General features: G+C 72.1%; 18 protein-coding genes and 1 pseudogene. 5 read left to right on the forward strand and 14 right to left on the reverse strand.

Annotated elements, in window-relative coordinates:
• Positions 1-141: 141 nt before the first annotated feature.
• From ACZ4K2_RS24120 to ACZ4K2_RS24160, 9 genes and pseudogenes are all read right to left on the reverse strand, one after another.
• Positions 142-864 (reverse strand): SDR family NAD(P)-dependent oxidoreductase, encoded by a 723-nt coding sequence (locus ACZ4K2_RS24120; protein ID WP_467475750.1) that lies wholly within the window; start codon positions 862-864, stop codon positions 142-144.
• Positions 864-1,835 (reverse strand): cucumopine synthase-related protein, encoded by a 972-nt coding sequence (locus tag ACZ4K2_RS24125; RefSeq protein ID WP_467475749.1) that lies wholly within the window; start codon positions 1,833-1,835, stop codon positions 864-866. Before ACZ4K2_RS24125 ends, ACZ4K2_RS24120 begins: the two co-directional genes overlap by 1 nt.
• Positions 1,836-1,893: 58 nt before the next feature.
• Complete coding sequence (locus ACZ4K2_RS24130) at positions 1,894-3,129, reverse strand: cytochrome P450 (protein ID WP_467475748.1); 1,236 nt, start codon at positions 3,127-3,129, stop codon at positions 1,894-1,896.
• 460 nt (positions 3,130-3,589) lie between these two features.
• Positions 3,590-4,321 carry an AfsA-related hotdog domain-containing protein gene (locus ACZ4K2_RS24135; protein WP_467475747.1) on the reverse strand — a complete coding sequence of 244 codons (732 nt, stop codon included), beginning with the start codon at positions 4,319-4,321 and terminating at the stop codon, positions 3,590-3,592.
• Positions 4,322-4,772: 451 nt separating this feature from the next.
• Entirely contained in the window at positions 4,773-5,843 is a 1,071-nt protein-coding gene (locus ACZ4K2_RS24140) for an acyl-CoA dehydrogenase family protein (protein ID WP_467475746.1), read from the reverse strand.
• A gap of 1,207 nt (positions 5,844-7,050) precedes the next feature.
• Complete coding sequence (locus tag ACZ4K2_RS24145) at positions 7,051-9,078, reverse strand: HelD family protein (RefSeq protein WP_467475745.1); 2,028 nt, start codon at positions 9,076-9,078, stop codon at positions 7,051-7,053.
• A 345-nt stretch (positions 9,079-9,423) separates the two neighbouring features.
• Positions 9,424-9,831, reverse strand: a complete 408-nt coding sequence (locus ACZ4K2_RS24150) for a hypothetical protein (protein WP_467475744.1) — start codon at positions 9,829-9,831, stop codon at positions 9,424-9,426.
• Positions 9,832-9,837: 6 nt separating this feature from the next.
• Positions 9,838-9,978, reverse strand: a complete 141-nt coding sequence (locus ACZ4K2_RS24155; RefSeq protein ID WP_467475879.1) for a hypothetical protein — start codon at positions 9,976-9,978, stop codon at positions 9,838-9,840.
• 14 nt (positions 9,979-9,992) lie between these two features.
• Positions 9,993-10,085: pseudogene (locus tag ACZ4K2_RS24160) on the reverse strand (hypothetical protein); the annotation flags it as partial.
• A gap of 184 nt (positions 10,086-10,269) precedes the next feature.
• On the opposite strand from ACZ4K2_RS24160, the gene ACZ4K2_RS24165 reads away from it, so the two are divergent.
• The 5 genes from ACZ4K2_RS24165 (at position 10,270) to ACZ4K2_RS24185 (ending at position 15,390) form a co-directional block, all read left to right on the forward strand.
• Positions 10,270-11,715 (forward strand): M1 family metallopeptidase, encoded by a 1,446-nt coding sequence (locus ACZ4K2_RS24165; protein ID WP_467475743.1) that lies wholly within the window; start codon positions 10,270-10,272, stop codon positions 11,713-11,715.
• A gap of 437 nt (positions 11,716-12,152) precedes the next feature.
• A complete protein-coding gene (locus tag ACZ4K2_RS24170; RefSeq protein ID WP_467475742.1) occupies positions 12,153-12,959 on the forward strand; it encodes an ABC transporter ATP-binding protein in 807 nt (268 codons plus the stop codon).
• Positions 12,960-13,343: 384 nt separating this feature from the next.
• Positions 13,344-13,877, forward strand: coding sequence for a hypothetical protein (locus ACZ4K2_RS24175; protein WP_467475741.1), 534 nt, complete (start codon positions 13,344-13,346; stop codon positions 13,875-13,877).
• 190 nt (positions 13,878-14,067) lie between these two features.
• Positions 14,068-14,694 (forward strand): hypothetical protein, encoded by a 627-nt coding sequence (locus ACZ4K2_RS24180; protein ID WP_467475740.1) that lies wholly within the window; start codon positions 14,068-14,070, stop codon positions 14,692-14,694.
• Positions 14,695-14,868: 174 nt separating this feature from the next.
• Positions 14,869-15,390 carry a DinB family protein gene (locus ACZ4K2_RS24185; protein ID WP_467475739.1) on the forward strand — a complete coding sequence of 174 codons (522 nt, stop codon included), beginning with the start codon at positions 14,869-14,871 and terminating at the stop codon, positions 15,388-15,390.
• Positions 15,391-15,615: 225 nt separating this feature from the next.
• Here the strand turns inward: ACZ4K2_RS24185 and ACZ4K2_RS24190 are convergent, their stop codons facing one another.
• The 5 genes from ACZ4K2_RS24190 to ACZ4K2_RS24210 all read right to left on the reverse strand — a co-directional run bounded on the left by ACZ4K2_RS24190 (position 15,616) and on the right by ACZ4K2_RS24210 (position 21,489).
• Positions 15,616-16,107: a GNAT family N-acetyltransferase gene (locus tag ACZ4K2_RS24190; protein WP_467475738.1), complete on the reverse strand. Its 492-nt coding sequence runs from the start codon at positions 16,105-16,107 to the stop codon at positions 15,616-15,618.
• A 65-nt stretch (positions 16,108-16,172) separates the two neighbouring features.
• Complete coding sequence (locus tag ACZ4K2_RS24195) at positions 16,173-17,315, reverse strand: aminotransferase class V-fold PLP-dependent enzyme (RefSeq protein ID WP_467475737.1); 1,143 nt, start codon at positions 17,313-17,315, stop codon at positions 16,173-16,175.
• Positions 17,316-17,328: 13 nt separating this feature from the next.
• Positions 17,329-18,324, reverse strand: a complete 996-nt coding sequence (locus tag ACZ4K2_RS24200; protein ID WP_467475736.1) for a proline dehydrogenase family protein — start codon at positions 18,322-18,324, stop codon at positions 17,329-17,331.
• Positions 18,324-19,502 (reverse strand): fatty acid desaturase, encoded by a 1,179-nt coding sequence (locus tag ACZ4K2_RS24205; RefSeq protein WP_467475735.1) that lies wholly within the window; start codon positions 19,500-19,502, stop codon positions 18,324-18,326. The genes ACZ4K2_RS24200 and ACZ4K2_RS24205 overlap by 1 nt, the downstream gene beginning before the upstream one ends.
• Positions 19,503-19,554: 52 nt before the next feature.
• Positions 19,555-21,489 carry a S9 family peptidase gene (locus tag ACZ4K2_RS24210; protein ID WP_467475734.1) on the reverse strand — a complete coding sequence of 645 codons (1,935 nt, stop codon included), beginning with the start codon at positions 21,487-21,489 and terminating at the stop codon, positions 19,555-19,557.
• Between the last annotated feature and the right edge of the window lie 7 nt (positions 21,490-21,496).

Below are 21,496 nucleotides of genomic sequence, written 5' to 3' on the forward strand. Positions count from 1 at the left end.
GGTGCCGGCGCTGTTCCGCGGTGTCGTCCGGTGCGGTCCGCCGGTGGCGGACGGCCGTCGTAGAGGCGCTGCGGTGCCCGCCGCGTGGCAGCGGTACGAAGTGTGAGGTGTGCCTTCGAGGGCGCCCGGGTGCCCGACGGTTCAGCAGCGCAGCGTGCCGCCGTCGACGACGATCTCGGTGCCGGTGACGTAACCGGCGGCGGCGGACATGCAGAAGGCGGCCAGCTGGCCGAACTCCGGCAGGGTGCCGCATCGGTTCAGCGGGACGTCCGCGAAGGACTCGTCCGGCTCCAGGGGTGCGCCGGGCGTGGGAAAGCGGCCGGGCACGAGGCTGAGAACCCGTATGCCGGCCGGACCCAGTTCGGCCGCCAACTGACGAGCTGCCATGGCCAGTCCGGGACGCAATCCGTTGGACGGGCCGAACTCCGCCAGCGGCCGACGCGCCGACGTGGACAGGACGAAGACGACGACGCCGCCGCTCGGCAGATGACGGGCCACCGTGGTGGCCGTGCGCAGCACGCCGAGGAAGAGGCGGTCGAAGTGCGCCCGCCACTGTTCGCCGGAGACGTCGAGGACCCGGCCGCGCGCGGACGCGCCGGTCGACAGCAGGGCTCCGTCCAGCCGCCCGAACCGCTCCAGTGCCGTCCGGACCAGGAGGGACGGGGTGCCGGCATCCTCCACTGCGGCCGGTACACCCACGGCGCGTCGGCCCAGCCCGGCCGCCGCGGCCTCGACCCGGGCGGGATCACGGGAGGACACCACGACGCGGGCGCCTTCCTGGACCAGGGCCGCGGCGGCGGCGTACCCCAGGCCGCTGGTGGCCCCGGTCAGGACGAACACCCGGTCTTCGAGCCGCAGGTCCATCACCGCATCCCGGCCGGCGGCTCCCCGGGGGGCGGCGCACTCGCCCACGGATGGTCGTCGCCGTGGAGCCAGGGGAAGAAGTGCAGGTTCCACCGGCGCAGGCAGTTGACGTGCAGGGCAAGTTCCGCGATCAGTGCGCCGTAGTCGGCTTTCGAACGTACGAGCGGGAGCAGCGCGTAGACACGGCCGAAGAACTCCTTCAACGCATGGAAGCCGCAGTGGCCCAGGAACTCGGCCTGTAGCTCGGTGAGCGGGCGGGTCAGCGCGAGGAGACCGGCGAGATCGATGTGCTCATCGCGTGCGGAGCGAGCCAGCGGGTTCAGTGTCGTCGACCCCAGGGTGCGCATCTCGCCGTTGACGTACACGAGGGTCGAGAAGTACTGTCCGCGGCTGCCCAGCGGCACCTTCCCGAGGTGCAAATCCACCACCTCGGACGGGGGAGTGAGCCAGATGTCCTCGGTGGCCCGGCGCAGATCAGCGATCAGGGCGCGCACCGCCGGTTCGTCCGCGCCGGGACTGGGCGGCAGGCCGGGGCCCGGTCCCGCCGCCTGGCCGGCCCGCGCCACCTCGACCTCGAAGTAGCCCGGCCCGTGGTAGATCGTCTCCCAGCACCGCCGGGCTACCGTAGTGAGAGCAGGCAGGTCCGCGTCCTCGACCCGGGCGACCCGGGCGCACACGGTCGGCTCCAGTACCGGCGCGTACTTGACGAGCAGGTGCTGGAGGCGGCTCAGGTAGATGCTGCCGTCAGGGGCGGTGGTCCGGTCCTCCAGCGTCTGGCGCTCGGCGAACACCGCGTTGATGTCCGGCGCCAGGTGGTAAATGTGGCCGTCGGCGACCACGGCGTGACTCTGGATGCTGCGGTAGGGCAGCATCCGCCACCACGCCTCGGCGAGGACGGGATTGCGTGCCTCGTCGAGCCGTGCCGTGACGGTGATGTGCAGGCTCGGCCAAGTCAGCGTGATACGGCGCATGCGTCTCCCTCACCGGTCGCGATGCGGATGGTCTGGTGCCGGCGGTGAGCCTGCACGGTCACGTGCCGGTGCCACCCGGTCGTACGTACACCGCCGCAGGGCCCCTGAACACGCTGTCGGGCCGTGGCCCATCCTGTCCCGGAACCCGGGTCATGCGCGGGAGACACCGGGCCAGCTCCGTCACCAGGGTTGTGGCCAGAACTCTGACCAGCGGCGCGCCCGGGCAGTGGTGCACACCGGCGCCGAACTGGAGGTGCGGGTTGGGAGCGCGCCGCGGCACGAGTTCGTCGGCTCGGTCGAAGACGGCGGGGTCGCGGTTCGCGGATGCCAGCGAAACGAGGACGGTGTCCCCCCGCGCAACCCGGACTCCGGCGATCTCGCTGTCCCGGGCGGCGAACCTCCACACGCCGCGCACGATCGGACCGTCGTGGCGCAGGAACTCGTCAACGGTCGTCGCGAGCGGTGCGCCCCGATGCCGCAGCGCCGACAGACTCCCGGTCGCGATCAGCCCCCGGACCAGCGTGGCCAGGAAGTCCACCGTGCTCTGCCGCCCGGCGACGAACATCTGGAGCACGAGCTGACCGCGCAGGGACCCGCTTGCCAGGACGCCGGTGTCCTCATGCACCAGGACGCGTGCCAGGCGGCTGGTGTGCTCGCCCGCGGCCTCGGTCAGGTGGGCGACGACATGGGCTTCCAGCGCGCGGCGCGCGCTGGCGACGCGTTCCCGCGCCGGATCGTCGGCGACGGGGACGGTGAGGGCCGCCGCCCTGCGACGCAGCGCCGCGTCCCAAGGCACACCGAGGAACGCGCCCAGCGATGTGTCGACCAGCGGTTCGACCACCTCGGCCACCAGGTCGACCGATCCCCTGGACGGCAGGGCCGCCAAGAGCGGCGGGCACCGCCGGCGGACCAGATCGCTGAAGCCGCGTACGGCGGGCGCGGAGAAGGCGGGCCGTACCAGCCGGCGTGCCTCGGTGTGCAGCGGAGGGTCCCAGTCGATCAGCCCCATCCGCATGGGCGACACGTACCGCGCATCGGCGGCGGCGACACACGTGTGATCGCTGCGGAACACCTCGCCGTCCAGGAGTACGCGGCGGGCCGCGTCGTACGCGGTGACCAGCCACACGTCCCAGCGGTCGTGCAGCCGGGCCCGCACGACAGGGCCCCGTTCGCGTAGCTCGGCCAGCAGCGGGAAGGGATCATCCAGCCGGGACAGATCCTCGGGCAGTACCACGGTCCCGGGACCGCGATGTCCCGTCAACCCGGTGCCCGGCAGGTTGTTGTCCGTGTCCACGTTTCACCTCCGGCGCAGGGGGCGGCGGGCAACCGCGGACGCCACTGCTCCCGATTGCCAGGACAGCACTCCGTTCCCTCCTCGGCTACGGCTGATTCCGGACATGTGCGTGTCTCGCCCAGCGCGTGCGGCACGCGTGTTGCGGAAGGTTCCGGCGGGCGCGCCGGGGCGCACGTGGCCATCCCTACCGCCCCGGCGCTCCGTCGAGGAAGTCGGCGATGACGCGTTCCGGACAGTGCTCGACGCCACCGTGATCCTCCACACCGGTACCAGTTGTGCCGTGCTCGGCGACCCGGTCGCACCCGGCAGCACGGTCACCTTCGTCTTCAAGTCCTTCCGCTTCGTATGGTCCTGAGGCATCCGCCTCGCCGGCCGGCCACCGGACGGCGGGATCCCCGGCGCACCACCCCGCGCCCCGCCCCGGGGTGCAAGCCGGAGCAGCGGGTGGCCGGGGGCGGGGTCATCCGACCACCTCCGCCGACGCGGTGCACACGGTGGTCCGCCCGCTGCGGAAGGCGGCCCGCCAGGTGAGGGTGGCGTCCGCGCGGCCGGCGGGGGATGCCTCTATCCGTACGGCGCCGTCCAGGGCGCACAGGTGCGGGAATGCGAGCCGCAGGGACGACAGCGCGGTCCCCGGCGGAGAAGCGGCGAGCACGATCTGCTGTACCGCCTCGGCGTACACCCGGCCCGTCACGTGGTCCGAGGACGGCGGCAGCAGGTACCTGTGCGGGGTGGGAAGCCGCAGTGACGCGGTGACGCGGCCGTCCGAACGCCGGCGCGGATCCGTCACCACCAGGTTCTCGGGTCGCGCCCGGAGCGCGCGGAGGGTGTGCGGCGCACCGGGCGGAGGATGACACAGGTGTCCGGCCCGGACGACCGGCCGTCCCCGCCAGGCCCGGTACAGCCGCCGGTCCAGGACAGCCGCCCGTGTCACGCCGAGGGCGACCGGCCGTCCACTCCCGGAGGTGATCGCGCACGACGCCGTCACCCGCCGGGTGAGTCCGCTCCGGCTGCCGCCCACCCGCTCGACCCGGCACCGCGCGAGCAGGCCGGCCGCCATCTCGTCGAGCGGCGGTGTACGCACGAGGAGCCGGCTGCTCGACGAGGTGTTCAGCGGTACCTCTCCGTTCCGGAGCAGGTTCTCGGCCTGGAGAGCCGCGTACGCGCACTGCTCTACCACGGCGCGTACCACGAGGGCATCATGGGGAGCACCGCGGATTCCGCGGTCACCGAAGTAGAAGTGACCGGCGGGAAATCGCATACCGAATGAGTATGTGCCTGCCGCGGAAGGGGTCGGGCGGCAGATGAGGACGTCGTCGTCGCAGGCCACTCCCGCTAGTTCGGGCTCCACCGGGAGGGCCGGCCGGCCGACGCCTCCAGAAGGGTCCTCCGAGGGCGTTCCGGCGGCTCCGGAGTGTGCGTCGTCACCGTTCACAACGCCGGCTTCACGCGAAGGCGGGCGGGACGGTACCGCTGGGTGCCGGGGCGTACCCGGGTTCGCGCGGGTCGGGCCGCCGTCCTGGTGAATCGTCGATCGGTACCGGGTGACACATGTCTACAGCCTCCTTGTGATCGGCTCCGGGCAGAGCCGGTGGCGGCAGCGGGCGAACGCCGTCCGCCGGCCGGTCCGGGCTCCGTCGCTCCTACGGTGTGACGCCGGTGCGGGACGCGAGGGCGAGCGAGTGCAGGTGGGCATTCCGGGCCGGTGCCGTCTGGCCCTGGACGAGCAGGAACATGCCCTCCCGCACGAAGCGCTGCGCCGGGCAGCCGAGATCCAGCGCCCGGCCGCCCGCGGCGACGACGGCCGCGGTCGTCGCAGCGCGCATCAGGTGGTGGGCCCGCGTCCGCGACTGCAGCCGTTCGCCCAGATGCTCCTCCGGGACCGGATGGTCCGCCAGGGCATAGGCCCGATCCCGCACCTCGTCCAGCCGGGCGCGCAGGGATGCCGCCGTATCCCGGGTCTCCGGGGTCCGTTCCAGCAGGCCCAGCGCGGCGTACGCCACGCCGAAGACGGCCGGCGAGGCGTTGGCGGCGCGCGCCGTGTCGTAGCGCGCCCATACCTCCTGCGGCACCCGCAGCGCCACCGACTCCTCGGGCAGCCACAGCCCGGCCAGATCCAAGGACACCGTCCTGGCCGCGGACACCGCCGCGAGCCGCATCGGCCGCGAGGCAGTGAGTCCGGGCTGTGCGCGGGCGTCGGCGAACGCGAACACCACCTCGGCATCGGTGCCGATGCCGGCCAGTAGCATGACATCGTTCAGGCCCCAGCCCGTGTACCAGGGGACAGTGCCGTCGAAGCGCCAGCCACGACGCTCGCCGGTGGCGCGGAGCAGGACGCGTGGAAAGGCCCGCACCTGGGCGTACGCGATACCGGCCAGCCGCCGGCCGGTCGCCAGCGGGCGGAGCAGCCCCTCCCGGGCGGGGCCGTCCGAACGGGTGAGGAGACGTACCGCCGCATGGTGCTGCGCCTGGACGAACCACGTCGAGCAGCACGCGCCCGCCAGGACCTCCTGGACCTGCCGGGCGACCGAGTCGGGCGCGCCCGCCCCGCCGTACGCTTCCGGCCCGCTCACACCGAGGAGTCCGGACGTCCGCAGCGCGTCGAGGTGGGAGACGGGCACACCATCCTGGTCCACGCGTTGGGCGTGCGGCACGAGGAGGCCGTCGGCGAGCCTGCGGGCCTGGGCGGTCAGGGGATGGTCTGTCGTATGCACGGGGGACTCCCCGATCGGTCGTACAGGGCAGGGACGTCCGGCACCGGGGTGCCGGGCCCGGACGCTGGACGAGGCCCTCGGCGTAGCCACGGGCACCGCGCCCGCGGGTCGATCGCGGTCATGGCCACCAGCGCCTCGACGCCGAACGATTGCGCGGTACGGGGGTTCAGGCCGGGCAGCCCGGCCGACGGTCTGCGCTGGGTGAGGACGGCCTCCATCGCGTTGTCGATACCGGAGAACCGTTCGTCTCCTCCGAGCGGGGGGACGCCTGGCCGTCCGGTGCACAGGTTTTCCCGGAGCCGGACGGCCGAGGCGGAGCCGGCCAAGGGCGCTCCGACGCCGGTGATGACGATCGGCACTGCGGATGCTCCGTTTCTGGATGGAGGGCGGTGGGGGCACGGCTCCGCCGGGCGGTGGGGAGACGTGTGCGGGCGCCGCCGCCGGGCAGCGAGGCCGGTAGCGGTGCTCGGCGGTGATGCGCCGTCGTGGGGGCGACGGAGGCACGGACTCGTCCTCGCCGCACCCTGCCGCGCGCCCCGGCACACAGGCCCGTACGGGTATTCGCGGCCCGGCACGTTCGTGCCGCGTCCAGGGACGGGACCCTTCCGTAGCCCCAAGGCAACGGTACGGACGCGCACCACGGCAAGGCCTCGAAGCACCGCGCGCGAAGCGTGCCCGCTTGTCTCGCGCACTCCCGTGCGCCGCCACGGACCACCGTGTACCCACCCCCGCACACACCCGAGCCGAGCAAAGTTCCCCGGCGCACGCGGTGCGGTGCGCGGCCGGCGGGCCCGGGCTCCCGCGCCGCCAACCGCGACCGCGCGGGGCTGACCCTTGCCGTTGGATGGGTCAAGGTCAGGTCAGGACACGTCCCGCGCGCGGAGTTGGCCACCGGTCAGGCCGACTCCGGAGCGCGGTAGCTGTTGGTTGCCGACGCGTCGCTGACGACAGTGCTCATGAGCTGGCTCTCGCCATTCGGGCGTTCGGGACACGTACACCCGACGAGCGCCATGTCACACGGCACATCCGCTGATGCGGCATGACGTTGCAACAACGTTCGTTTGAAAATGAGACGGGCACCGCTGCCGTAGCCATCGCGGCGATCGCGCTTGCCGTAAGCACCGTCACGCCCGCGGCGGCTGGGCGGCAGCAGGACGCGGGGGCACTGCGTGTCACGGTGTGGCCGGCGCAGATCAGCGATCAGCCGTCAGGCGGGCTGGACGGTGATGGTGCAGAGACGCTTGGTGGCGCGGGTCAGGGCTACGTACAGGTCCCTCTCCCCGCCGGGGCGGTTCGTGATGATTTCCTCGGGGTTCATGACGACGACCCCGTCGAATTCCAGGCCGCGTGCTTCGGACGCCGGCACGATGCGGGCCTGACGGGCGATGCCCTGGGCGGTCAGCTCGTCCACCCTGGTGTCCGCGCAGATCACGCCCAGGAGCTCGCCCGGGTGCGCGGCGTTCTGGGCACGGAGTTCCTGGTCGACGGCGGCGACCACCCCGTCCGGAGGCGCGGTCTCGGTGCGAGGGCTCTCACCGCTTCGCAGTGACCGTGTGGGCTTCTGGTCCGGAGCGATCCGTGCGAGCAGGTCCCGGACGCTCTCCAGGATCTCCTGCGTCGTGCGGTAGCTGACGGTCAGGTCGTGCAGTCTGAACCGCGGTCCGACGTGGGGGCTCAGTGCCTCCTTCCAGTCGCGTGCTGTGGTGACCGGGCCTGCCTGGGCGAAGTCACCCACCAGCGTCATCGACCTCGACGGGCAGCGGCGGACGATCATCCGCCACTGCATGGCGGTCAGTTCCTGCGCCTCGTCGACGACGACGTGCCCGTACGTCCGCTCAGGAGGGCCGTCGACCAGGCTCGCCGCCTCGTCCAGCAACGGTACGTCGGCATCGGTCCACGGGTCGTCCGGACCGCGCAGCAGCAGGGACCGCTCCTGCGCGGTCAGGAGGGGCAGACGCTCGGCGAGGGCGCCGGCGTCCGTCAGGAGCGCGTTCACGAGGTCGCCGGGTGCCAGCCGCGGCCACAACGCCTCGACCGCTCGGTCGACGCCGGCATCGTCGAGGAGATCGGCCCGGATGGCGTCCACGTCCAGTTCGTGGACCGGACCCGAGTCGGGTGCGCCTTCGACGCGGTGCTGGGCGGCTCCCGTGAACCGGTCGAGGTTGATGCCCGTCATCATCTCGGCATCGGCGTCGAGCTGCTCCAGGAGATCGCCCAAGTCCCGCTGCATCACGTCGGTGACGGCGTCGACCAGGAGTTCCTTGAACACCTGGCGCGCGGGGTTGTGGCCCTGTACGGCTGCCAGGGCGGCGTCGCGTGCCGCGGCGACCTCCCCGCCGGGGAGGTGCACCGGTTCCTGTCCGACCCGCACGGTGAGGTCGCCGGCGGGGGCTTGGTGGACGCGCAGCTGGTCGGCCAGGGCGTCGGCGAGGCAGGAGCCGCCCTTGAGGCGCGCGGTGTCGAACGGGGCCACCGCGTCGGGGGACACCCCGGCCAGTTCCCGGCAGGTCGCCAGGACGACGTCGTTCTCTCCGAGCGAGGGGAGCACCTGGGAGATGTAGTCGAGGAACCGGGCGTTCGGGCCCACCACCAGGACACCTTCCTCCGCGGCGCGCGGGAACGCGTACAGGACGTAGGCCGCCCGGTGCAGCGCGACCACCGTCTTGCCGGTGCCGGGGCCGCCCTGCACGACGGTCACCCCGCGGTGGGCGGAGCGGACGATCTCGTCCTGCTCGGCCTGCAGCGTCGCGACGGCCGCGTGCATCCTGCCCGTACGCCGTGCCGACAGGGCCTCGGCCAGCGGGCCGTCCCCCACGACGTCCCCGTCGGTCGGGTCGGACCCGTCCAGGAGTTCGTCGCTCACCGAGACGACCGTGCGCTCCTCGAGGCGCAGGTGCCGGCGCCGCCGCAGGCCCATCGGGTGGGCCGGTGTCGCCTCGTAGAAGGGCCGCGCCGCGTTCGCCCGCCAGTCCACGAGGGGAGGCAGGTCGTCCTCCTCCGTCTGCAAGCCGATCCGCCCGATGCGCAGGGCCGTGCCGCCGGGCCAGTCGATGCGCCCGAAGACCAGCCCTTTCTCGGCGCCCTCCAACCGACCGATTTCCTTGGACAGACGCTCGGCGGCGATCTCCCTCTCGTATGCCTCACCGGCGCTTTCCGCCGGGGCTTTCAGCACACTCGCGCGCTGTACTCGCGCCTCGGAAATCCGCTCGGTGAGCAGCTCGTACAAGAAGGACACATATTCCTGCTCCGATGCAACCGCGGGCGCGGTGGGATCCTTTATTCCTGACAACAGGGGTCTCCTTCAATTCCAGCCGGACCGCGAGCCAAAGCTCCCGAAGATGCGGCCCTGCACCCAGGCGGCGGGGGCGTGAACACCTGCGGATATCGAGCGACGGGAACTTGGCGGGCTGGAATATAGGCAAGCAGCACAACACTGTCAAGCTCGGATTACCTAGCCGAAACCATTGCGACCGAACGAACTGTGTGCCTCTCGCAGATTTGCGCACCGGGTAACTCTGTGCCTCCAGCGGATTTATGAGCCGAAGAATTCCACTCCGGGATGCTTGCGGTCGAGCGCATTTCATGTCTCCGGGCGCTGTCGTGCCATCTGGTTGGCGAGTCGGAGAGTGCCGATGGCCAGCTTGCGCAGGGATGTCATGGCACGTGGAGCGGTGCCGGTGCGTACGCGGGAGGCGTCCTCGGCGTACGTGGTGGTGTCCCTGACGTGGTGGATCTTGTTCTCGATGCCCCAGTGGCCTCGGACGCGGCGGGCGATCTCGGTTGCGTCGGCCTGCTCCGCGGTCAGGTCGGTCACCCCGTAGATGCGTAGCAGGGTGACCTTGTCGGTGGTGGCGATCCGTCGGCGGCGCACGATCTGGACGGCCTGCACCGCGTGTGGGAACGCGATCCCGGCGACGGCGGCGGCCTTGATCCGGCGGATCTCGTCGCGGCCGTGCGCGGTGGCCCGCGTCTTGTCCGGGAGTGGCACTTCCCGCTATGGCAGGGCCATCAGCCACTGGTGCAGGGTGGGCTGATTGCCCTTGATCAGCGCGATGTAGTGGGCGTGCCTGTCCTCGACGAGGAAGCGCGCGTGGGCGGTCTGCGAGTGGAGGGCGTCGAAGGTGACCACCGGCATGGGCCACCGCGCCGGGCCAGCGCGTTGTCGGGATGCTTGTGCAGCAGGTAGCCGAGGTCGGTCGCGGGGCGTACGGGGGTGCCGGTGGTGGTGATGGTCAGGAACACGTGACCAGGCCTCAGGGAAGGGGATGAACTGCGGATGTGTTGAACCGGGATCCTTACTGTGCGCCAACGTGCAGCGAACATCCCCTGCGTACCCTGGCATTTTCGCCACCCAAGCGGAGCCGACCTCCCCTCTTCGCGCGGGCCTGTGTCGGCCGTGGGGAACCCTATGACAAGATCCGCTGGCATGTCATCTGTCATGTCGGCTGCCAGGCCTTCGTTGCCTTCGTCGCCCACGGGACCCTCAAGAACCGGTCGCCGTCTGCTGGTCGCCCTGCTCGCGCTGCTCGCGACTGCAGGCTCCACCGTGGCCGAGGCCGGCACGCCGTCCGGCCCGGTGCCCGGCGCCGCGGTGAGAGCGGCCGAACCCGCCACGCCCGACCGCCCCGGCTACGACGTGAAGCTGCGCGCCGACGCCGACGGCTCCCATTGGGCGGGCCGGCAGACGGTGTCCTTCCGCAACGCCTCCAGCCGGCCCCTACGTGAGGTGTACATACGCCTGTGGGGCAATGGCGAGGACGGCTGCGGGACATCCGGAAGACCGTCCCCCGTCCGCGTCTCCCACGTGCGCGGCGGCACTCCGGGCCGCCCCGGCGTGAAGTGCACGGCGCTGCGCATCACTCTGCCGAGGCCGCTCGCACGCGGTGAACGGACGGCCGTCTCCTTCGACGTGGCCCTCACCGTGCCCGCACGCAACAACCGCTTCGGCCGCGAAGGCGCGTTCCGCTTCCTGGGCAACGCGCTGCCGGTCCTCGCCGTGCACGACGCGAGGGGGTGGCACCTCGATCCGTATGTGTCGTACGGCGAGAGCTTCTACACCCTGGCGAGCGACTTCCAGGTGCGCCTCGACCACCCGTCCGCCCTCAAGGTCCCGGCGACCGGCAGCACATGGACCCGCCCCGGCGGTACCGGGCGTACGGTCACCCACAGCGTCGCCAAGCGGGTGCGGGACTTCGCATGGGCGGCGGGCCCGTTCCGCACCGCGACCCAGACCTCGCCCGACGGCGTGCGAGTGAAGTCGTACTGGTCGCCGAACACGCCCGCCGCCGGTGTCCGCCTCAACCGCAAGGACGGCGTCGTCGCCATCGACCGGTTCGGCAGGGAATTCGGCCGCTATCCGTACGGCGAGATAGACCTCGTGATGACCCCCGGGTTCGCCGGCGGCATGGAGTACCCCGGCCTGGTCCTCCTCGGCACCGAGGAGGAGGGCGGCGCCACCGTCCATGAGATCGGCCACCAGTGGTGGTACGGCGTCGTGGGCAACGACGAGCACAACTCACCCTGGCTGGACGAGAGTTTCGCTCAGTACGCCACCGCGCGCTACTACCGCTGGGACGGGTTCGAGTGCTCGCCGGACGACTCCTGGCCGAGCGCCACCGCCGCGCTCACCAACTCGATGGCCTACTGGTCTACACACCGTGGCGAGTACTTCCAGGTCGTGTACGGGATCGGCCCCTGCGTCCTGGCCGACCTGGAGCACGTCCTCGGGGCCGGCACCATGGCGCGCCTCATCAAGAAGTACGCCCACGACCACTGGTACGGCGTCTCCACCACCGTCGACTTCAAGAAGGCCGCACAGTCGATGACGCACAGAGACCTCGGTCCTTTCTGGCGGAAGCACCGCATCCGCTGAAGTCGCACACTCCGCTCGCGGGTGACGGCGTACCCCGTCGGCGCCACGATGACGGTGACCGACGGGGTACGCGGGCACGGCGGCGTCGTTCCGGCGGTGCATGCATCCGGGTTGATGGGGCTTCAGGAGCTGGCAGGGGCACGGGGTGGTCGGCGGGGCTGACGAGGCAGGCACGACTTCCGGTGATCATGGGGTGTCGAGTCCCTGATCACCAGGACGGAAGACCGTGCCGGCCCGCTCATCCTCGCTCACACCCGCGACGCCAACCCTCCACTGATCACCCTCGGCATCATGTGATCAACCAGGACACATCACCTGAACGACGCGACCCTGGCCACGGGGCTTTGTGGCGGGCGTGGGGGCAACCGGGGTGTCCGACCGTCGGGGGAGAGCGGGCAGCTTGGTGGGATCGCCATCTACGGCATTACTCTGCCGACGTGACCGAGATCCAGGAACCCCGCGCCGTCGTCGCTCTGACGGATGTAGCCGTCCACCGCCGTACCACCGGACAGGAAATAATCCTCGACGGCATCAACTGGACCGTTCGGCCCGGCGAGCACTGGGCTCTGCTGGGGGCCAACGGAGCCGGCAAGACCACCCTGCTCCGGCTCGTCGGGGCCGTGCTGTATCCCACCGTCGGCACGGTCGAGGTCCTCGGCGACCCACTCGGCCGCGTCGACATGCGCGAGCTGCGAGCGCGCGTCGGTCTCGTGTCCGCCGCCCAGAAGGTCCCGCTGGAGGCCACCGCCCACACCGTCGTCCTCACGGGGGCGACCGGCACCGTGCAGCCGCTGTGGCGGGAGTACGACACCGCGACCCGCGAGCGCGCCCACGTCCTGCTCGCCGAGCTCGGGTGCAAGGAGCTCGCCGACCGTCGTTTCGGTGACTGCTCGGGCGGCCAGCGTGCCCGGATCCTCGTCTGCCGCGCCCTCATGGCGGATCCCTCGCTGCTCCTGCTCGACGAGCCGTTCAACGCCCTCGACCTCCCGTCCCGCGAGGACCTCGTGGACGCGCTGCACCGGCTGGCGGCCGACCGGGCCGACCTCTCCACCATCACGGTCACCCACCACTTGGAGGAGCTGCCGCCCAGCACCACGCATGCCTTCCTGCTCAAGGAAGGACGCGAGCTGGCTTCCGGCCCGGTGGCCGGCGTGCTCACCCCGGACCACATGACGGCCTGCTTCGGCCGTCCCATTCATGTAGCCCGCCACGACGGCCGGTGGTACGCACGCTCGGGCCGCTGATGCCGTGACTCCCCAGGTCGGCCGGCTGGTCGGGCCGCGGCTGCGTGGAGACGTAGCGGGGCTCAAGCGGCTGTTACGGGCTCTGCCGGCGCGAGGACGCGCATGCCTGTTCTGTCCGTGTGGCCGGACGACCCGTCGAATGGTGAGGGAGCCGATCTCGACGTAGCGGTCGAGGGTGTGTCCAGGGCTGGTGCCGGCGTCAACCGCCGTCATGTGTGGCGTTCTCGGCTGACTCCGTCAACCTCACGTCTTGCTCAGAAGAGCCACGGAAGCTGGGCGTCCGCCTCTCGGTGCTGGCATGCTCCTCGAAGCCGCTCGTGATCAACGTATCGCGGTGAGTCACGACCGTGCGCCGTGGGGGCTGGATCGTCTGGGAGGGCTGGCATGTCCGTTCGAAGCCTTGCAGGACTGAACATCGTGTGTGCCGTGCTGCTCGTTCCGGTCACCGCCTGCACCGCTGATCACGCAGGGGTCAAGACTGCTGCGCGGCCCACGCGTGCGCCTGCCTCGCCTTCAGCGGCGACGAGTGATCCTGAAAGCGGTGCCCACCCCTCGGTCCAGGTGCCCCCGGAACTGGCCGCGGACGAAACGCTCGCCGGCCGCCAGAAGGTGACCACCGGGAACGCGAGCTTTGCTTTCAGTGAGGGAAAGAGGAAGGGCGACGCGCTCATCGTCGCGGTGCGTTGCCAAGGCGCGGGCACGATCAAGGTCGCGGTGCCGTCCGTACATGTCTCTTTCCCGCAGCAGTGTCTCGCCGGCCAGGTCAGCACCACGTACAACCAGGTAGGCATCGGGGGAGTGGACCGCGGCGGCACCGTCTCCGTGGAGGCTCCTTCCTCGGTGCGCTGGTCGATGACCGTCGGCCGTGGCGTACCCGCCCCGGAGGAGAGCCCCGCCGTAACGACGCGATCGTCATGAACCACAGCACCCCCGCGTTCCCCTGAGAGGCTCCGGGCCGTGGAGCGGACGTCGCGGCCGCCGGGATCGGCGACGACCGTCACCTTCACCGGCGCCGCGGTGTGCCGCGTCGGTCGGCGGCGGGTTTCGGCGCGGGGCTTCGGGGGAGTCGGTGCGGGTGGTGTCGTACGGGCCGGGACAGCGGGGTGCCGTGGCGCACGGGTCCGACCGGTCCGTCCGGCTGCGTTTCGACGGCTGGATCGCCGGCCTCGGTACGGCGTCCGGTACCCGTCTGGTCCTCGGCCACTGGCCCCGCTCGCCCTTCGGGCCGCTCAGCGACGTGATGCTGGAGCGGGACGACGGTCACCGCCTGCTCCTGGCCCCCTCCCGGCGCGCGGCGGACTTCATCGCCGGCACCTACGTCTTCGACGAGGTCCGGATCGAGCCCGTACGGGTCCGGGTCACCGCGGACCACTGGGCGGTCACCGCCGGAACTGTGCTCGATCTGCGGTTCTCCGTCGGCGGGCGCGGTCTCGCGGGGCTGTTGCTTCGTGCGGTCCCCGGTGCCCTGGCCTCCCGGCCGGGCTGGACGGCGGTGACGGACCCGGTGGCTCGGCTGCTGCTGGGCGTGCGGACCCGAGGCACGGCCGGTGGCGGCCGGTACGAGTGGTACGGGGCACGCGACCTGCACCGCATCGTCGCCGTCGGCGCCGTCCTGGAGGGACGGGACCTCGGACCGCTCACCGCGGTACGGCCGCCCGTGCGGTTCGGGTTCGGTTCCACGCCCCGCGGACCGAGCCTCGTCCGCGTCACGACGACGGTGCGCACGCCTCGGTGAACCCGTCGAAGGACCGGCGGCCTCCTGCCACCGGTCTTCACCTTGCCGCATAGTGGGCGCGTTGGTACTCCGGTACGACTTCACGGCCTGCGGTCGGAGGACGGGGCAGGTGCTCTCGCGAGATTCCGGGTAACCGCCTGCGCGGCCGCAGGGATTCGGGGATCCTGGGTGACCGTGACCGGCAACGAGAGCGATACCGCTCAGGGCAGTGAGGTAAGGGCGCTTCTTGAGGTCCTGGACGGACAGCGACGCCACGTTCTCGGCATCCTTGACGGGCTCGACGCGCAGGACCTCCGACGGCCTGTGCTGCCTTCCGGATGGCACTGCCTGGGGATGATCCAGCACTTGGCGCTCGATGTGGAACGGTTCTGGTTCCGTGCGGTCGTCGCCGGGGACGAGGGGGTCATCCGCGGTCTGACGAGCGGCGACGAAGCGTGGAAGGTGGCCCCGGATGTGCCGGCCGTCGAAGTGCTCGACCGGTATCGGCGGGAGGCGGAACTCGCCGATGCGGTCATCACCGCCACCCTTGGCGGCGCCGCATTGGCCTGGTGGCCCCACGACCTGTTCGGTGAACCGCACCTGCACACCCTGCGCGACGTCCTGCTGCACGTCATCACCGAGACCGCGTGCCACGCCGGCCACCTGGACGCTGCGCGAGAGCTGATCGACGGCCGCCGATGGCTGGTCCTGACCTGAGAACCGCCGGTCCGGCTCCGCGCTCCACTTGTCGGTTTCACGTTCTGTCGCGGGCACCGGGAATGCTCGGGCAGGCGGGCCGACGGTCGATCGACGCCCGTCCCCGGCTGGTGGCGTAGGCGAGGAACGCGCTGACCCGGGCGTTTTCGTTATGTCCCGCGGTGCCGAGGCGGTGCCGGAACGGCCGGCTTCCCCGCCGTGCGGCGAGGAGCCGGCCGGGGCAGGTCAGGGCAGTGGGCGGTGCATGATGTGCAGTCCGACGTAGCCCTTCTCCGGGTGCCGGAAGCCCTCCGGCAGGGTGCCCAGTACCTCGAAGCCGAGCGAGCGGTAGAGGCGCACCGCATGGACGTTGGTCTCGACCACCGCGTTGAACTGCATGCCCCGGTAGCCGGCCTGCCGGGCCCACTCCAGGGAGTACTCGCAGAGCGCCCGGCCCACCCCGCGCCCGGAGCGCGCCGGGTCGACCATGTAGCTGGCGCTCGCGGTGTGCGATCCGTTGCCCATGTGGTTGGTGTTCATCTTCGCGGTGCCCACCACCGTGCCGGCCTCGTCGACCGCCACCACCGTGCGGTTCGGCGCGGACAGCAGCCACCAGTCACGGCCCTGCTCCGGGCCGAGGTCGAGCGGGTAGGTGAAGGTCTCGCCCGCGGCGACGATCTGGTGGAAGAACGGCCAGATGGCGGGCCAGTCCTCTGCGGTGGCTTCCCTGATCAGCATGTGCGCAGCGTGCCCGTCGGGACCGTCCGGCCGCCACCCTCCGGGCAGGTGGGCGCAGGGGCGGGTCACCGGAGGCCGTGGAGGGCCTGGCCGAGCGCCTCCACCTCCTCGAGCGTGTTGTAGTGGTGTACCGAGAGCCGCACCGCGGTGTCGACTCCCCGGGCCGAGAGGTAGAGCGGGGTGTGGTCACCGGTGATCTTCCAGGCGTTGATGCCGTGGGCCGCCAGCCCGTCCCGGACGCGCTCGGCCGGCAGGGTGCCGTGCCGGAAGGAGAGGATGCCCGACTGCTCCGTCCCCGGGCTCAGCAGTTCGGCGCCGGGCACCGCGGCGACGCAGGCGTGCAGCGCCTCGATGACGTCCTTCCGGGGGAACGCCTGCCCCTCCCGCGCCAGTTCGAGGTGGTGGCCGAGCGCGGCGTGCAGCCCGAGCACCACGGCCGTGCTGCGCTCGCCCAGCTCCAGGGTGCGGGCGCTCTCCTCGTGCACCGTGACGTCGGTCGGCGAGCTGACCCGGGCCACGTGCAGGTCGGTGAAGTCGGGCAGCAGCGCGGCCCGCAACTCCGGTGTGGTGTAGGCGAAGCCGCTGCCCCGCGGTCCGCAGAGGAACTTGCGCCCGGCCCCGGTGAGCAGGTCGCAGCCGATCGCGTCCACGTCCAGCGGCAGTTGCCCGACGGCCTGGCAGGCGTCCACCGCGTACCAGGCGCGGTACGGGGCGAGGAGCCGGCCGATCTCGGCGACCGGGTTGACGATCCCGCAGCCGGAGGGCACGTGGGTGACCGAGACCAGGGCGACCCGGTCGGAGATCTTGGCCGCCATCCAGTCCAGGTCGAGGTCCCCGTCGGGGCGCAGCGGGATGGTCTCGATGGTGCAGCCGGTACGGTCGCGCAGGTTGAAGTACCCGATCAGGCTGCCCGCGTACTCGTAGGGGGTGACCCAGATCAGGTCCTCCGGGCCGAGGTCGAGCCGGGAGACCACCCGCCACCAGGCGCGGGTGGCGCTGTCGAAGACCGCGAGGTCCCGGGCCCCGGCGCCGACGACCCGGCCGAGCCGCCGGTAGACGTCGTGCTGGAGGATCTCGTCGTGGTGCAGCTCGGTCTCGTAGCTGCCGGTGGCCGCCTCCCGGGCCAGGCAGTCGGCCATCGCGATGGAGACCGCTTCCGGCATCAGGCCGGCCCCGGCCGTGTTGAGGTGGATCAGCTGTCCGGTCATGGGTGACGCCCTGTCAGTAGTCGGTGCCGAAGGCCGTGGCGGCGGGGTCGGCGAGATCGGCCAGGGCGCGCAGGGCCATGGCGGGGTGCTCGGCCAGGCGGTGCAGCAGGTGCAGCCACCAGCTCTGACCATAGGTCGTGTAGACCCGGCAGGGGTAGCCGGCTTCCCGGTAGTGCCGGAGCAGTGCGGGGCGGACCCCGTGCAGCATCTCGATCTCCTCGGCCCCGGCCAGCAGCCCGCGCTGTTCGGCGGTGGCCAGCAGCTCGGCGTGCTGGGTCGCCAGGGCGAGCCGGGCGCCCTCGCCGAGGACGTACTCGGCGAACTTGACGTAGCGCGCGTCGAGTTCCGGCCCGCGGCCGAGGGCGGTCTCCGGGGCCTCCGCGTAGACGCCCTTGACCAGCCGGATCTTGCGGCCGAGCGCGACCAGGCCGGGCAGGTCCCGCTCGGTGCGGTGCAGGTGGGCCTGGACGGTGATGCCGACGTTGTGGTGGGCGGGGGCCAGCTCGGCGAAGACCGAGACGATCTCGTCCACCAGTTCCGAGCGCTCCATCGAGAGCACTACCTCGCCGCCGTGCGCGGCCGCCGCGGTGAGGATCCGTGCGGTGTTCCGCACGGCCAGGTCGCGGGAGACCAGCAGGCCGACGTTGGAGAGGTCGAAGCCGAGCTGGAGCGGCCCGGCGTCGGCGGCGAGCAGGTCCAGGTACGCCTGGACCACCTGCTCGATCTCGGCCTCGTCCCGGATCTCCTCGCCGACGTACTCGGCCGACACCCGGTACCCGCGGGCCCGGAGCAGGTCGAGCCGGGGGAGCAGCCCGGTCAGGTCGTCGGCGACCAGGTAGCGCTGGGCCGCCGGGTAGGCGATCTGGCGCAGCAGTGAGCCGGGCTCGGCGAAGGCGCGCCGGCAGCGCTCGTCGGCGGCCAGCAGCCGCAGGCCCAGGCCCGCGTCCCGGTCGGGCGTGGCGGCGGTGTCGCCGGCGGGCGTCGGGACGGTGACGGGTGCCTCGGTCATCAGGGCCTCACGGTGGTCGGTTCGGACTGCTGGGGGAGGGTGACGGTGACCTGCCCGGCGGCGAGCATCATCGACTGGGCGAAGGTGCGGTCCGCGGTGGTCGGGTCACCGCCGTTCCGGCGCCAGGCGCGGTACTTGGCCGCGTAGCTGATCACCGTCTCCTTGCCGCGCCGGGAGCGCGGGCGGCTGAGGACCCCCGCCCACATGCCGTCCCAGCCGGCGTACGCCGGGTCGTCCAGCAGCAGTCGGTGGGCCCGGTGCAGGTTCCAGAAAGGGATGCCCGCGTTGAGGTGGTGGACCAGGTGGTAGCGGTCGCCGTGCCGGCTGAGCAGGAAGGTCTCCAGGGCCCGGCCGTGCCGGTTGCGGGTCAGCAGAACCCGGGTGGACTCGCTCTCCGGCAGCGGGTAGTGCTCGGCCAGTTCCGAGAGCCAGCCGATCGCGATGTTGCTGGTCAGCAGCGGGACGAACCAGAAGAGCAGCAGCTCGGGCAGCACCCCGAGCCAGCCGCAGAGGCCGAACACGACGGCCCACTGGAGCAGGAACAGCCGTTGCTCGGTACGGAGCCGCACCGGCACCGAGACCGTCAGGTCCGACTCCCGGGCCCAGACCCGGTCCCGGACCAGGTAGCGCAGGTAGTCCACGGTGCGCAGCCCCAGCAGCGAGAGCAGCACCTCGCGGACCAGGAAGCCGCGGTCGCTCCGGTCCGGGTCGTAGAGCCCGCACTCGAGGTGGAAGCTGTAGTCCGGGTCGGCGTCCGCCTCGCCGAGGTGGCGGTGGTGCCGGCCGACGTGCGAGCTGCGGTACGGGCCGTACAGCTGGCCGACCAGGTAGCCGGAGAGGGCGGTGCCGGCCACCAGGTTGAGGATCCGGTTCCGGGCCAGGCTCTTGTGGGCCGACTCGTGCAGGAAGTGGGCGAGGAAGCGCTGGGTCGAGCCGATCAGGACCACCGCGACGGGATAGGCCCAGTAGGAGCCCGCGACGCAGGCGGTGACACAGAGCGCGACCAATCCGTACTCGAAGGCGATCGCCAGCAGTGCGTGGTGGTTGTCCAGTCGGGTCAGGGATTTCAGACCTCGTCTGATCGGCGGTGCCAGCCGGTCGAAGTCGAGGTCGTCGAGGTTCGGGCGGCCGGGACCGGAGCGGTCCGTCCGCCCGGTCGAGGATCGTCCTGAGGGCATGTCGTGTTCTCCTGCGTGGAGGTGTCGTGGGGACGCCCGGGGACGGGAGGCGTCACGGGGCAAGTCCGAAGACCGAGGTGTAGAGGGCGAGTTCGGCCTCCAGGGAGCGGACCACGGTGTCGGCGAGCCGGAAGCCGTGTCCTTCGGTCTCGAAGGTGAGGTAGCTGTGCGGCACCTCGGAGTCCTTGAGCAGCGCGAGCAGCCGCTCGGCCTGGGCCGGTGGGCAGACGGTGTCCCGCAGGCCCTGGAGCAGGACGAACGGGGCGCGGATCCGGCCGGCCCCCTCGACCGGCGAGCGCTCGGCGTAGCGGGCGCGCTGCTGCGGCCAGGCGCCGATCAGACTCTCCAGGTACCGCGACTCGAAGTCGTGGGTGCCCCGGGTGCGCCACTGCTCGGCGTCCAGCACGGGGTAGTAGATGCCGGCCGCCCGGTACAGGCCGGGCTCGTCCGCCAGCGAGGCGGTGGCCGTCCAGCCGCCGGCGCTGCCGCCGCGGATCGCCAGCCGGTCCGGATCGGCCAGGCCCTCGGCGGCCAGGGCGCGGGCCACCGTGGCGCAGTCACGCACGTCGACCACGCCCCAGGACTCCCGCAGCCGTTCCCGGTAGGCCCGGCCGAAGCCGGTGGAGCCGCCGTACTGGACGTCCACCACGCCGAAGCCCCGGCTGGTGAAGTAGCTGATCTCCTGGTTCAGCACGAGGTGGCTGCGGCTGGTCGGCCCGCCGTGGGCGAGGACCAGGTAGGGCGGCAGTTCGCCGTCCGGCCCGGTGTGCTCCGGGTGGTACGGGGGGTAGACGTGGGCGTACACCGGCTCGCCGTCCGGCCCGGTGAAGGTGCGCCGGTAGGGCGTGGTGGCGTACTCCGGGTGGGCGGCGGACGGCTCGCGGAGGATCTCGGTGCCGCCGTCGGCCGGGTCGATCAGCACCACGGTGCGGCCCTGCCGCGGGCCGGCCGCGACGGCCGCGATCCGGCGGCCGTCGGTGGCCGGGAAGAACCACTCGGTGTACGGGGTCTCCAGGTCGTCGAGCCGCCCGTCCGGGGAGAGGAGGCCCAGCCGGCGGCCGCTGGTGCCGTGCACCACGGCGAGCCGGCCGTCCAGCAGCGGCAGGCACCAGCGCAGGCCGATCCGCCACAGTGCCTCGCCGAACTCCTCGGGCCGGGGGCAGAGGTTGCGCCGGCCGCCGTCCGGCCCGAGCTCGTGCACGTTCCACCAGCCGTCCGGGTCGGTGACGGCGTAGAGGGCGCCGGAGCCGGTGGCCGCCCAGTCGGTCTGGGTGACCGACTCGCCGTCCCCGCCGGCCACCCGGACCGGCTCGGCCAGGCTGCCGTCCGGTTCGATCCCGGCCACCATCAGCTCGGTGGTGTCCCAGGGCATCGCCGGGTGGTTCCAGCCGAGCCAGGCGACCCGGCGGCCGCCCGGCTCGATCCGCGGGCCGGAGAGGAAGTCGTGCCCGCCCGTCAGGACCCGGACGGCCGCGGGGTCGTCCGCGGCCCGGCCGTCCAGCGGCAGCGCGACCAGGTGCCGGACCACCTTGGTGCCCTCGGCGTCGGCGACGGTCTCCCGCAGGCACCAGACCTCCTCGCCGCGGACCGCGAAGTCGGCGTAGCGCAGCTCGGCGGCCCAGGCGCCGACGGGGCTCAGCGGTACCGGGTCGGTACCCGGGCGCCAGCGGTAGACCCGCTGGTCGTCCCAGTGGGTGAAGACGATGCCGTCCTCGGCCCGGCCGGACAGCGCCAGCCAGGGGCGGCCGCCGTACTCGATGACCCGGCTGCGGACGTCCCAGCCGGGCGGCAGGGCGGGGGCCGGGCCGTCGGCGGTGCGGCGGGTCAGGGCACTGCGCCCGCCCTCCTGCGGACGGGCCTCCGTCCACCACACCTCCTCGCCGACGAAGCCGGCCCATTCGAGCAGGGCCTCGCCCCGCGCGACCTCCGCCGCCTCCACCGGAGAGTTCCAGGTGCCGTACGGCAGAGGCTCGGTGACGTGCTGCATGGTGCGC

It is taken from the genome of Streptomyces sp. NPDC025833 (genome assembly GCF_055558055.1).